Source organism: Psychroserpens sp. S379A, from assembly GCF_049800755.1.
In the GTDB taxonomy this organism is placed as follows: domain Bacteria; phylum Bacteroidota; class Bacteroidia; order Flavobacteriales; family Flavobacteriaceae; genus Psychroserpens.
In genome coordinates this window covers 82,083-95,245 of record NZ_JBNAFQ010000001.1, presented here as the reverse complement: position 1 = coordinate 95,245, position 13,163 = coordinate 82,083, and the positions used below count along the sequence as shown (strand labels likewise).

At 31.2% G+C, this 13,163-nt stretch carries 11 protein-coding genes and 3 tRNA genes; 8 read left to right on the top strand and 6 right to left on the bottom strand.

Translation table 11 applies throughout. The features are described from left to right. Positions 1-2,469, bottom strand: a complete 2,469-nt coding sequence (locus ACP15M_RS00380) for a YfhO family protein (protein WP_425075177.1) — start codon at positions 2,467-2,469, stop codon at positions 1-3. A gap of 29 nt (positions 2,470-2,498) precedes the next feature. Beyond that, a complete protein-coding gene (locus ACP15M_RS00375) occupies positions 2,499-2,780 on the bottom strand; it encodes a DUF4834 family protein (protein WP_425075176.1) in 282 nt (93 codons plus the stop codon). Between the two features lie 102 nt (positions 2,781-2,882). Here ACP15M_RS00375 and ACP15M_RS00370 point away from each other — a divergent pair, with 102 nt between their 5' ends. From ACP15M_RS00370 to ACP15M_RS00345, 6 genes are read left to right on the top strand one after another with little or no spacing between them, the layout of a single operon-like run. After that, positions 2,883-3,863: a transporter gene (locus ACP15M_RS00370; RefSeq protein ID WP_425075175.1), complete on the top strand. Its 981-nt coding sequence runs from the start codon at positions 2,883-2,885 to the stop codon at positions 3,861-3,863. A gap of 12 nt (positions 3,864-3,875) precedes the next feature. Then, the gene (locus ACP15M_RS00365; protein WP_425075174.1) at positions 3,876-4,994 is read left to right on the top strand and encodes a GTP cyclohydrolase; all 1,119 of its coding nucleotides are present in this window, start codon (positions 3,876-3,878) and stop codon (positions 4,992-4,994) included. Between the two features lie 49 nt (positions 4,995-5,043). Then, positions 5,044-5,703, top strand: coding sequence for a DUF4159 domain-containing protein (locus tag ACP15M_RS00360; RefSeq protein WP_425075173.1), 660 nt, complete (start codon positions 5,044-5,046; stop codon positions 5,701-5,703). Positions 5,704-5,711: 8 nt separating this feature from the next. Further along, a complete protein-coding gene (locus tag ACP15M_RS00355) occupies positions 5,712-6,215 on the top strand; it encodes a TrmH family RNA methyltransferase (protein ID WP_425075172.1) in 504 nt (167 codons plus the stop codon). A 20-nt stretch (positions 6,216-6,235) separates the two neighbouring features. Then, a complete protein-coding gene (locus ACP15M_RS00350; RefSeq protein WP_425075171.1) occupies positions 6,236-7,324 on the top strand; it encodes an AI-2E family transporter in 1,089 nt (362 codons plus the stop codon). Between the two features lie 4 nt (positions 7,325-7,328). Next, the gene (locus ACP15M_RS00345) at positions 7,329-8,510 is read left to right on the top strand and encodes a class I SAM-dependent methyltransferase (RefSeq protein ID WP_425075170.1); all 1,182 of its coding nucleotides are present in this window, start codon (positions 7,329-7,331) and stop codon (positions 8,508-8,510) included. A 72-nt stretch (positions 8,511-8,582) separates the two neighbouring features. Here the strand turns inward: ACP15M_RS00345 and ACP15M_RS00340 are convergent. The 4 genes from ACP15M_RS00340 to ACP15M_RS00325 all read right to left on the bottom strand — a co-directional run bounded on the left by ACP15M_RS00340 (position 8,583) and on the right by ACP15M_RS00325 (position 11,013). After that, positions 8,583-8,656 (bottom strand) — tRNA-Arg (locus ACP15M_RS00340). Between the two features lie 21 nt (positions 8,657-8,677). Further along, a tRNA-Pro gene (locus tag ACP15M_RS00335) sits at positions 8,678-8,752 on the bottom strand. 34 nt (positions 8,753-8,786) lie between these two features. Continuing rightward, positions 8,787-8,875, bottom strand: a tRNA-Ser gene (locus ACP15M_RS00330). Positions 8,876-8,970: 95 nt separating this feature from the next. Continuing rightward, on the bottom strand, positions 8,971-11,013 hold the full coding sequence (locus ACP15M_RS00325) for an HD family phosphohydrolase (protein ID WP_425075169.1): 2,043 nt from the start codon (positions 11,011-11,013) through the stop codon (positions 8,971-8,973). A 173-nt stretch (positions 11,014-11,186) separates the two neighbouring features. Here ACP15M_RS00325 and ACP15M_RS00320 point away from each other — a divergent pair, with 173 nt between their 5' ends. Both ACP15M_RS00320 and ACP15M_RS00315 read left to right on the top strand, forming a co-directional pair. After that, positions 11,187-12,365 (top strand): acetyl-CoA C-acyltransferase, encoded by a 1,179-nt coding sequence (locus tag ACP15M_RS00320; protein WP_425075168.1) that lies wholly within the window; start codon positions 11,187-11,189, stop codon positions 12,363-12,365. An 11-nt stretch (positions 12,366-12,376) separates the two neighbouring features. Beyond that, positions 12,377-13,126 (top strand): NlpC/P60 family protein, encoded by a 750-nt coding sequence (locus ACP15M_RS00315; RefSeq protein WP_425075167.1) that lies wholly within the window; start codon positions 12,377-12,379, stop codon positions 13,124-13,126. The last annotated feature ends 37 nt before the right edge of the window (positions 13,127-13,163 follow it).

The following is a 13,163-nucleotide window of genomic DNA, read 5'->3' as shown; positions in this document are numbered from 1 at the left end:
TTAATTATTAGATTCCTCCATTTCAGTCGGAATGACATTAATTATCTTATCCCTAAACTCAATAAACAATCCACCAAGCAACAACAATCCAAAAAGTATAGAACTCGCTAAAGCGATAGTGCTTCCTGTTTTTACCACTTGAGGCTCAAATTTAAATTCGATAGTATGTTCACCTGAAGGAATTTCTAAACCACGTAAAACATAATTAACACGTTCAATATTAACCTCTTTACCATCAATTGTAGTTTTCCATCCATTTCCGTAGTACATTTCAGAAAACACTGCAAAGCCATCATTTGGATTCGACGATTTGTATTTTAACTCATTTGGTTTGTAAGTTTCTAAAGTAATTGTAGCTGTTGAATCTACCACAAATTGTTTAGTCGATAACCTTTTAGAAGTTGTAACTGCTTTAATCGCTGCATTCAAACTATCTAGTGCTTTAATTTCTGCATTAGCAGAATTAAGTTTTTCCAAAGTACCAACAAACCAAGCATTGCCATTAGCATCTTCATTTACATAAGGAAACACTTGTCCTTGATCTTCAGCAATAATGTATTTTGTATTAAGCATATTTAAGACATTCATATTATTATTCGTAATATGAAAATCGTACAATTCGTCAAAACGTTTTAGTTTAGCAGCATGATAACCACTTAACGAATTATGAAAATAGGCAGCTCTAGCTGGATTTCTACTCCCTTCATTAGATAAATCTAACACTCTAAAATGTGAATCATCTTGAAGAATTTCTTTATCAGCAGCATTGGGTTGGTAAGGCTTATTAACTTTAATCGCAGACACGAAGTTGTCATTATTAACATAACGTCTATCAACACCAACCAAATCAAACAATATTAAAACAGCAAAAGCAACAATAACTATATTTTCAGAAATCTTTTTTCGCAAGAACATAAAAATTGTTCCAGCAGATAGCAATACTAAAATTAATGTTCTCAAGGTGTCTTGAGTAAAAAAAGCTTTTCGATCTTCGCGTAAAGCATCAACAAAGGCTTCTCCATATTGTCCATAGGCTTGTCTGTAATAACCATCATTTGCTCCAACAAAATCAAAAGCTCCTTTAAACAGTAAAAAAGCTAACGCTAATCCTCCAGCAATCATTGCCGAAAACTTTAAAGCTTTTAGTTTATCTTCATCTTTGACATATTGATTAAACAATCGTGATAATCCAAAAATTGCTAACGCAGGAATACATAGTTCTAAAATAACTTGTATAGAACTTACAGCTCTAAACTTGTTATATAATGGCACATAATCAATAAAGAAATTGGTTATAAATGCAAAAGGTTCACTATCTCCATACGATAAAATTAAAGACAGTAAACTACCTCCTACTAACCACCATTTTAATCGACCTTTAACCATGAATAGCGCGAAAACAAACAAAAACAAAATAACAGCTCCAACATAAGCTGGCGCTTCTACAATAGTTTGATTTCCCCAATATGTAGGTGTGTTTTTGACTTCGTTTAAAGCTTCAATCGGACTTGCTCCTATGTTGGTATAAAACTTATAAGATGCAGAATCTTTCCCGACATCTTCACCACTTCCTCCACCTAAAAACCTCGGAATGTATAAATTGAATGTTTCTAGTAATCCGTAACTATATTCTGTAATATACTCTCTACTCAAACCTGTTGTAACTTCTTTTGGAGAACCATCAGGATGAATCGTTAATTCACTTTGTCCACGAGTACTTTCCTTAACATATTCTTGAGTCGCTAATATGTTTGTAGCATTTAAAGCCACTGAAATTAAAGCTGCAATCGATAGCAAACCAACCGTTTTAAAAAAATGAGGCAATAGCTTCTTCCTGTAAGCGTCAATAAGATATGCTATTCCGAGAACGAAAACCAACAACATTAAGTAGTAGGTCATTTGAAAATGGTTGGCACAGATTTCAAGAGCTAGTGCAACCGTAGTTAATAAGAATCCGAGAACGTATTTTTTTCGAAATGCGAGTACAATTCCGCTAAGTACTAAAGGCATATAGGCTATGGCATGAGCTTTACTATTATGCCCAACGCCAAGTATGATAATTAAATAGGTAGAAAAACCAAAAGCTAAGGCTCCTAAAGCAGCTAATCTATGTTCAACTTTTAATGTAAGTAAAAACACATAAAACCCTAATAAATAAATAAATAGATAATCTGCTGGTCGCGGAAGAAATCGCAACGCAAGGTCTAGTTTTTTGATATAATTATGAGGATATTTAGCACCTAATTGATAGGTTGGCATTCCACCAAAAGCACTATTTGTCCAATAGGTTTCTTCACCAGTGGCAACCTTAAAATCTTTTTGCTGTTTAGACATGCCAATATAATGCTTGATGTCACTCTGAAAGATTTGTTTTCCTTGTAAAACAGGACTAAAATATGCTAGAGAAATAACCACAAATCCGATTAAGACTAATAGGTGTGGAAGACATTTTTTTAATGATAATGGCATGAATTCTAATTAATCAATGAAGTCGAAATTTACTCAATTTCTTCGTAATCTACATACTCACCAACATTTTTATCTGAAGTTTTAGGCTGTTGTGGCACTTTATCAATTATGGTTTCACCTTCCTTTCGCTGAGTATTATGACGCTGTTGTTGCTGCTGAAATTGTCCTTCAAATTTTTGTTGCATTTTTTTAGACATATAACGCATAAGATAAGGCGCAAAAAATCGTGATAAAATTTTGATACCATAATATACCAAAGCGATAATTAAAATCGTTCTAAAAAAACCCACAAATGATGCTGTTTGTAACATAAATAGATATTTACACAAAAATACAATTATAAGTATTTAAAAACAGCTATAAATACTTAAAAAAAATATAAAATCTCTATATTTGAATCAAATCAAAAGCCAATGAATTTTATTAAAGTTTCTATTACCTTTTTCCTAGTTTTCTCAATCCAATCTGCCTTTGCACAATACACTGAAGTTATTAATTCTAACAGACCTGGTGTCTCTAGAAGTGCGTTCTCAGTAGGCACAAATGTTGCTCAATTAGAAGTCGGTCCATATATCGTAAAAGAAAAACATACACCATTAAAATATGAGGTTTCTGGCTTTGGAGTTGATTTTGCAGCTCGTTATGGTTTATTATTTGAAGAATTAGAAATCAATATTGAAGGGATTTACCAAAATGATACTTTTACTGATAATAGAGGTTTTATAGCAGTAGAGAACAAACGTTCAAATTTTAAAAATTTTGCTATTGGTGCAAAATACCTCGTATATGATCCTTATAAAAAAGAAGAAGACCAACCAAATTTATACAGTTATCACGCTAACAGAACCTTCAAGTGGAAATCTCTAATTCCTGCTGTAGCAGTTTACGCAGGTGCGAATTTTGACAGTAAAGATAATTCATATTTACCTCCAGATGTTGAAGGTTTTAGCCCAAAAATAATGATTGCTACTCAAAACAACTTTGCAGGAGGTTGGGTGTTTATTATGAATTTAAGTAAAGACAGAATTGGAACCGATTTTTCAGATTTTCAATACATTCTAACACTAACACACTCATTTAATCCTCAATGGGTAATTTTTGCTGAAACGCAAGGGATTAAAAGTGATTATTATGCTGATAATTTATTTCGCTTTGGAGGTGCATATTTATGGAGTAAAGATTTTCAGTTAGATACTGCTGTAACATTAAACACCAAAGATACACCTTCAGTATTTAATGTTAATTTTGGAGTGTCATATCGTTTAGATTTTCATAAAGATAAAGAAACCGACAATGGAAACTCTAAAGAAGATGCCGACAAGAGAAAACCTAAAAAGAAGAAAAAGAAAAAGAAAAAAGATAATGTTGATTTTGACGACGATGGAAGTCTTTAAGAAGAATTATTTATGATTACAGTTAAAGAAATTCATTCTAAAAGTGACTTAAAGCAATTTGTAAAGTTTCCTTTTAAAATTTACAAAGATTCAAAATACTGGGTACCTCCTATTATTAGTCAAGAGCTACAAACCTTTGACAAAAAAAAGAATCCTATTTTTCTTGATGCTGAAGCTCGTTTTTTTCTCGCTTATAAAAACAATACTATTGTTGGTCGTATTGCTGCAATTATTAATTGGCTTGAAGTTGATGGACAAAATCAGAAGAAAATGCGTTTTGGTTGGTTCGATTTTATTGATGATGTAGAAGTCTCAAAAGCATTATTGCTAGAAGTAGAACGCATTGGTAAATCTCACAACTTAGAATATGCCGAAGGTCCAGTTGGTTTTTCAAATTTAGATAAAGTTGGTGTAATTACCGAAGGCTATGATGTCATTGCTCCTATGGTTACTTGGTACAACCATCCATATTATGTTAAGCATTATGAAAATTTAGGTTACAAACCAGAAAAAACATATATAGAAAGCATCTTTCCGTTTTCAAATGTAAACCCAGAAACATTTTCAAAAGCGCAAGAATTAATTAAAAATCGCTTTGGTGTAAAAGCTTTAAAGTTTGAAAAAACTGAAGACGTTATGCCTTATGTAGATAAAATGTTTGATTTATTTAATGAGAGTTATGCTTCACTATCTTCATTTGTTAGAATTACTGATATACAAAAGGAATATTTTAAGAAGAAATTCATAAGTTTTATAAACCCAGAATACATAAAATTTGTGGTCGATAAAGATGATGAACTTATTGGTTTTGCTATTGTAATGCCTTCATTTGCAAAAGCACTACAAAAGGCAAAAGGAAAACTTTTTCCGCTTGGTTTTAATCATATTTTAAAAGCTAAAAAAACCAGTAAAGATGCTATTTTCTACCTTATAGGAATACATCCTGAATACCAAAATAAAGGAGTTCATGCTGTAATATTTAATGAGTATTATGACATCTTCAAGAAAAAAGGAATTGAAAATTGTTACAGAACTCCTGAGTTAGAAGACAATGAAGCTATTAGAAAAATATGGAAGCATTTTAATCCTACAATATTTAGAAGAAGAAAAACATTTCGAAAAAATCTTTAATAAACGTTAAAAATACTTATCGGTAATGGTAATTTAATATTTTTGATACATGTCTAAACACTTCAAAACTGTATTGTTTTCTTTATTTTTAATTGGATGTATTCTATCAAGTAGTAACGCTCAAGATTTAGCAATTGTAAAATATAAAGGAGGAGGTGATTGGTATAGTAATCCAACAGCATTACCTAATTTAATTGATTATTGCAACGCAAACATCAATACTAAAATAAATCCAAGTCCCGAAACTGTAGATGTTGGTAGTATTGATATTTTTCGGTTTCCTATGTTACATATGACTGGTCATGGCAATGTGTTTTTTAGTGATGAAGATGCAGAAAACCTTAGAAACTACCTAATCTCTGGAGGTTTTCTTCATATTGATGATAACTACGGAATGAAACCTTACATTACTAAAGAATTAAAAAAAGTATTTTCTAATCAAGAATTAATAGAATTACCAGCTTCACATAAAATTTTTTCAACAGCATTTGCATTTCCTGATGGATTACCAAAAATCCATGAACATGATGGCAAACGACCTCAAGCATTTGGTTTATTTCACGAAGGAAGACTAGTAGTTTTATTCACTTTCGAAAGTGATTTAGGTGATGGTTGGGAAGATCCAGAAGTACATAACGATCCACCAAGTGTAAGAGAAAAAGCCCTTAAAATGGGAGCAAATATTGTTAAATATGCTTTTGAGAATTAGACTAATGCATGAAACAACTCGACCACTACTCTTCAACATTTTCAAAACGAACATTTCCAATAACTTTAGTATGTGAAAACGTGACCAATGCTCCAAACGTTGGTAGTTTATTTAGAACTGCAGATGCCTTTGGTGTAGAAAAACTCATTTTATGTGGTGAACACATTCCGTTAGGACGAAAAATGACTAAAACGTCTAGAGCTACTCAAAACTATGTCGATTTTGAAGTTTGTAATAATGCTTCCAAAGCTGTACTCCTACTCAAAAATAAAGGCTATCAAATTATTGCTTTAGAAATCACTAACAATAGCCATGCACTACATACATTTCAGTTTTCAAATAAACAACCTATAGCATTAATCATTGGTGATGAAAATTTTGGTATTTCTGAAACTATTTTAAACATGTCTGATGCTATTATTCATTTAGAGATGTTTGGTCAAAATAGTAGTATGAATGTTGTTCAGGCAACTTCTGTAGCTTTATTTGAAATTACTAGGCAATTCTTGTAACAGTTTTATATCTTTAAATCATGAATTCAAAAATTATAGCAAACGGCATACTTAGAGCTTTTGGTATTTTAATTGGCATAAGCTTAGTTCTGTTTTTTTTATACAAAATTCAATCTGTAATTGTATACATTGCTATTGCTGGCGTAATTTCACTTATCGGAAGACCTATTGTACTGTTTTTAAGGCGTAAACTCAAATTTAATACTACTATTGCTGTGATTTTAACAATGGTATTATTTATTGGTTTATTACTCGGATTGTTAAGAATGTTTATTCCTTTAGTTGTAGAACAAGGTCAAAATTTGTCACTTCTAGATATTAATGAATTGCAAAACAATGCTGAAAATCTATATTCTGAAATCATCACCTATTTTGACTTAAGTAAAGTTGATGTCGAGCAATCAATTAAAGATTCTGGAATGCTTTCTTCTCTTGACTATTCTATAATACCAAATTTTTTAAACTCATTTATTGGTGGTTTGGGAGAGTCGCTTATTGGCTTATTTTCTGTGTTATTTATATCCTTTTTCTTCTTAAAAGACAGTAAACTTTTTGAAAATGGAATCATTACTTTCATTCCAGATTCTAAAGAATCTCGTTGGAAAAATTCTTCAGAAAAAATAAAAGATTTACTATCGAGATATTTTGTAGGCTTGATTTTTCAAATATTAATCCTCTTTGTAATCTATACAATTGTGCTTTTAATATTTGGCATAGACAATGCTATTGTTATTGCTTTTTTATGCGCCTTGCTTAATCTCATTCCTTATGTTGGACCATTAGTTAGTGGCATTTTAATGATTGTTTTAACCATGTCTAGTAACTTAGGCGAAAGTTTTAGCGATATTATTTTACCCAAAACTACCTATGTAATGATAGGCTTTATAATTGCCCAATTAATAGATAATTTCTTTAGTCAACCCTTTATATTCTCAAAAAGTGTAAAATCACATCCTTTAGAAATATTTTTAGTGATAATTATTGCAGGATTACTCTTTGGAATTTTAGGAATGATAGTTGCTGTACCCTCTTACACAGCTATAAAAGTAATTTTAAAAGAATTTCTTTCTGAAAATAAAGTGGTTAAAAAACTAACAAAAGATTTATAACAATTTGAACAAAAACATCTTACATACTGAAGTTCAAACCTATATAAATTCACATCTAAATGACGACATCACTAAACTTTTATTAAAAGGAAAATCAATTCATAACGTCAATACTAAAGCTATAGTTGAACAAATTGAAGCTAAACGGAAATGCAAAACCAAATTACCTACTTGGTTTAACACAAATGATATTTACTTTCCTAATAAGCTTAATATAGAACAAACTTCATCTGAAACTACAGCAAAATATAAATCGGAGTTAATTTCTGGTAATCGAATTATAGATATTACAGGTGGATTTGGTGTTGATTGTTATTATTTTTCAAAACAATTTTCTCATGTATTACATTGTGAAATAAATAATGAACTTTCACAGATTGTAGCTCATAATTCCAAACAATTGAAAACCTCAAATATTGACATCATTGAAACTGATGGATTAGAATTTATAAGTAACAATGATATTACCTATGACTGGATATATGTAGACCCTTCAAGACGACATCAACAAAAAGGAAAAGTATTCTTTCTTGAAGATTGCCTGCCCAACATACCTGAAAATCTAGAATTTCTGTTTTCTAAAACTGAGCAAATTATGATTAAAACATCTCCTCTTCTAGATATTTCAATCGGACTCAAAGAATTAAAACACGTTGAATCGATCCATATCGTTTCAGTTAAAAACGAAGTAAAAGAATTGTTATGGATTTTAAAAAAAGAACACATAGGTAATGTAGAAACAACTGCAGTTAATATCAACACTAATAACAAAGAGCTATTTACTTTTAATTTAAATGAAGAACAATTTGCTGTTCCAACATATAGTCAACCTCTTTCTTTTTTATATGAACCCAATGTATCTATTTATAAATCTGGTGCATTTAAACTTATATCTACAAAGTTAAAGGCAGACAAATTACATAGTAATAGTCACCTCTATACCTCTAAAGATTTAATAACTTTTCCTGGAAGGCGTTTTAAAATAGATAAAATAATTCCTTATAATAAAAAACTTATAAAAAAGGAGTGCCAAAAAAAAGCAAATATTACCATTAGAAACTTTCCAGAGTCAGTTGAGCATGTTCGGAAAAAATTTGAAATAAAAGAAGGAGGTGAAACCTATCTTTTTTTTACAACAAATCTTTTAAACGAAAAAATAGTTCTATCCTGTACTAAAGTTGATTAGAGATGGTTGTGTGTAATTAGAAATTATCAATTTAAAACAAAAAAGACCTAACATTTCTGTTAAGTCTTTTTGTGAGCCCTGAAGGATTCGAACCTTCGACCGCCTCCTTAGAAGGGAGGTGCTCTATCCAGCTGAGCTAAGAGCCCTTAACTCTAAAGTCAAATTTGTCGGAGTGGCAGGATTCGAACCTGCGACCTCCGCGTCCCAAACGCGGCGCGATAACCGGGCTACGCTACACTCCGAAGGTTATCTTTAATAAATTTCAAATGAAATTAGCGGAGAGACAGGGATTCGAACCCTGGGTACCTATTTCTAGGTACGACGATTTAGCAAACCGCTCCTTTCGGCCACTCAGGCACCTCTCCTTTTTTGTATATGAACTTTGCAATAAATTGCGGATGCAAATGTAACTTATCATTACAAAGAACGCAACTATTTTTTTAAATTTTTTATCAAAAATTTATTCTGGGTATTCAATTCTTAAATGAAATATGTTGGCTAACTTTGTTTTAAGGACTTTCTTAATCGATTGAATTTCTTTAAATGTAATATTAGCATTTAAAAATTGCCCATTTTCCATTTGCTTATCAATTATTGATTCTACAAATTTATCAATTTTTGTTGAAGAAGGTTCTTTCAAGCTTTTAGATGCTGCTTCTACACTGTCACACATCATTAATATTGCTGTTTCTTTACTATATGGCTTAGGTCCAGGATATCTAAAATCATCTTCATTAATTGTATCGCCAAGTTCTTTTTCTTTCATATAAAAATAATACACCATACTAGTCCCATGATGAGTTCTAATGAAGTCTATAACACGATCAGGCAACTTATTTTTCTTAGCTATTTCTATGCCATCAATAACATGATCAATAATAATTTTAGCACTCTCTTTAGACGATAATTCATCATGTGGATTAATTCCTGTAGCTTGATTTTCTGTAAAATATGTTGGTGACTTCATTTTACCAATATCATGATACAAAGCTCCCACTCTTACTAACATCGCATTTGCTCCAATTTCATTTGCTGAAGCTTCTGCTAGATTAGCCACATTTAGTGAGTGATGAAATGTTCCAGGAGCTTTATTAGATAATTCTTTTAATAATTTGGTATTAGTATCTGAAAGCTCTAAAAGTGACACGTCAGAAACCAATCCGAATAGTTTTTCATATATATAAATTAGTGGTTGCACAAATAGCGTTGCTAATCCGCACAAAATAAAAAGTCCGAAAGTTTCCAGTTTTAGATTTGTAATATTTCCTTCATGGATCACAAAAAAGGCAAAATAAGCTATAATATAAATTAGTGTAATCTGCCCTACAGAAATAAATAAATTAGCACGCTTATACAATTCGGAAACTGTTAGTATCGTTACAATTCCTGCAATAATTTGAAGAAACATATACTCATAACTATTTGGGACAATAAAACCTAAAAGCAATACTGTTAATACATGAGCAAAAAGCCCTAATCTAGCATCAAAAAAGGCTTTTAAAACCAATGGTAAAATACACAACGGAATAACATAAACTTGTTTTGAATTGTAGTTAATAACTAAAGTTGTCAATAAAATCATCAATAGGATATTGAAGAAAATAAAGGTGACTTTAGTATTGTCTAAAAACACTTCAATTCTATACTTTCGTAAAAAAAGCAGTAACATTAAAAGTGCCAAAGCGACCAACAATGCATAGGCAAAAATAACTAAGTTATAATTTGAAGCGTTCCATACTTGAGATTCATATTCTGACTCAAGTGACCTTAATACATCATATTTGTTTCCTTCAACTATTTCACCTTTAGAAATAATTAAAGTCTCTTTTTCTATACTTCCTCTTACTTGAGAAATATTATTTAATTCTTCTTGAAGAGCTTTTTCTGTAAGAGATTTATTTAGCGTAATATTTGATGATACTACATCAAAAAACAAAGAAATAAAGATAGGTTCATATGCTTTTAAATCATTAGTTGTTAAAGCATCTTCAAGGATTGTTCGAAATTCATCAATCTTAATTAGTTGTCCGTAACTTATTTTTGCAACTTGCTTTTGGTCTTCAATTAAAATTGCATTTTTACTATCTGCATATTTATAATTTTCGTCTAATACACCAAACTCATACAAGGTATTTAAAACAGACTTACCTATATCAAATAATTTCTTCTTTCTAGGTATTGTATCAGAAAATGTTTCTTCAAATTTTTCGTCATAAGCATTTAATACCTCATTATGAATGGCAGTATTAATATCAAAATAAATGGGACTAATATTTTTTATCTCTTGCTCTTCATTCTGAATTTCATCTAAAGACTTTTTTATTGCAAAATCGAATGGAGCATATAAGTTTTCAGACTGCCAAGGCTTGCCTTTATCAAAATTATATTTAAACTTTCCGCTTTTAGGAAATAGATATACTATTAAAAAAGTAGTACTCAAAAACAGAAGCACTTTATATAAAAGAGAATGATTTCTGTACCATTTATTAATTAAGTCTTCCATGTTGTTTATTAAGGAGTTACAAACACTTGTTTGTATTTGAGGCCTTTTATGAGTTTGTATACATTCAAAAGTAATAAAATATAATAGATTAAACTTTTGATGTTCTCATTTAGATAGCAAAAAATCTATTAAAATTGATTAATTTTGCATCAAATAATTTTAAAGGATTAAAAATGAGTAAAGACGTCGTAATTGTTTCAGCTGCTAGAACTCCAATAGGAAGTTTTTTAGGAGCTTTATCAACTATACCTGCTCCAAAACTTGGAGCTGTAGCAATAAAAGGAGCTTTAGATAAAATCAATTTAAAACCAGAAATGGTTCAAGAAGTATTAATGGGTAATGTTGTTCAAGCAGGTACTGGTCAAGCTCCAGCCAGACAGGCAGCGATTTATGCTGGAATTCCTGATTCTGTTCCATGTACTACAGTAAACAAAGTATGTGCTTCTGGAATGAAAGCTGTTATGCAAGCTGCGCAATCTATTGCCTTAGGTGATGCTGATGTTATTGTTGCTGGTGGTATGGAAAACATGAGTTTAATACCTCATTATTTTCACGCGAGAAGTGCTACAAAATTTGGACCTGCTTCAATGGAAGATGGTATGCAAAAAGACGGATTAGTTGATGCTTATGATAAAAATGCCATGGGAGTTTGTGCTGATGCTTGTGCAACAGAATATAATTTCTCACGTGAAGATCAAGATGCATTTGCTATTCAATCCTATAAACGCTCAGCTGCAGCATGGGAATCAGGTAAATTTGATAATGAAGTGGTTCCTGTTGAAGTCCCACAGCGACGTGGTGATGCTATTGTTGTATCTAAAGATGAAGAATTCACAAATGTAAAAATGGAAAAAATACCAGCATTACGTCCTGCCTTTACAAAAGAAGGAACTGTTACTGCTGCTAATGCTTCTACAATTAATGATGGAGCTGGTGCTATGGTATTAATGAGTAAAGACAAAGCTGATGAGTTAGGTCTAAAAGCTCTTGCTACAATAAAAAGCTATGCAGATGCTGCTCAAGAACCAAAATGGTTTACAACTGCTCCTGCTAAAGCCTTACCAAAAGCTTTAGATAAAGCTGGAATTTCGATTGATGATGTTGACTTTTTTGAATTTAATGAAGCATTTTCTGTGGTTGGTTTGGCTAACATGAAAATACTTGGTTTAAATGACAGCAATGTAAATGTTAATGGAGGAGCTGTTTCTTTAGGTCATCCTTTAGGATGTTCTGGTGTGAGAATTTTAATTACTTTACTTAATGTTTTAGAACAAAACAATGCTAAAATTGGTGCAGCTGCTATTTGTAATGGTGGTGGTGGTGCTTCAGCTGTTGTTTTAGAACGTAATTAATTTTATCCTTAATGCAATACGGAATTTGTAATCTGAGCATTGTTCCACTTAGAGCTGAGCCAAGTGATACTTGTGAGTTAGTCTCTCAGGTATTGTATGGTGAAATTTTTAAAGTCTTAGAACAGCGTAAATCTTGGAGTAGAATTCGTTTAGCATTTGATAAATATGAAGGCTGGATAGACAATAAGCAGTATTTAGAAATTACTGAAAATGATTATAAAACCATAAAGAGTGAAGATCATATACTTTCAAATGATTTGGTAGAATATGTCGAAGATAGAAATCAACAATTATCTACCATTCCTCTTGGAGCATCTTTAAACGGTTTACACCTTTTGAAACACAGCTTTGATGGTAATAAAATATCGTCTAAATCACCAAAAGAAAACCTAATAAAAACTGCATTCATGTATTTGAACGCACCTTATCTTTGGGGCGGAAAAACACCGTTTGGAATTGATTGCTCTGGTTTTACTCAAATGGTTTACAAATTGAATGGTTATAGTATACTACGTGATGCTTCTCAACAGGCTACACAAGGTGTCGCTTTAAGTTTTATTGAAGAAAGTGAGCCAGGTGATTTAGCTTTTTTTGATAATAATGAAGGTGCTATTGTTCATGTTGGTATTATAATGGAAGATAATTATATCATTCATGCACATGGTAAAGTTAGAATTGATCGTTTAGACCATTCTGGGATTTATAACACAGATAAGAAAATCCATACACATAAACTTCGTGTGATTAAAAAAATTATATGATAATAAAAAAAAGCTACTCTTAATTGAGTAGCTTTTT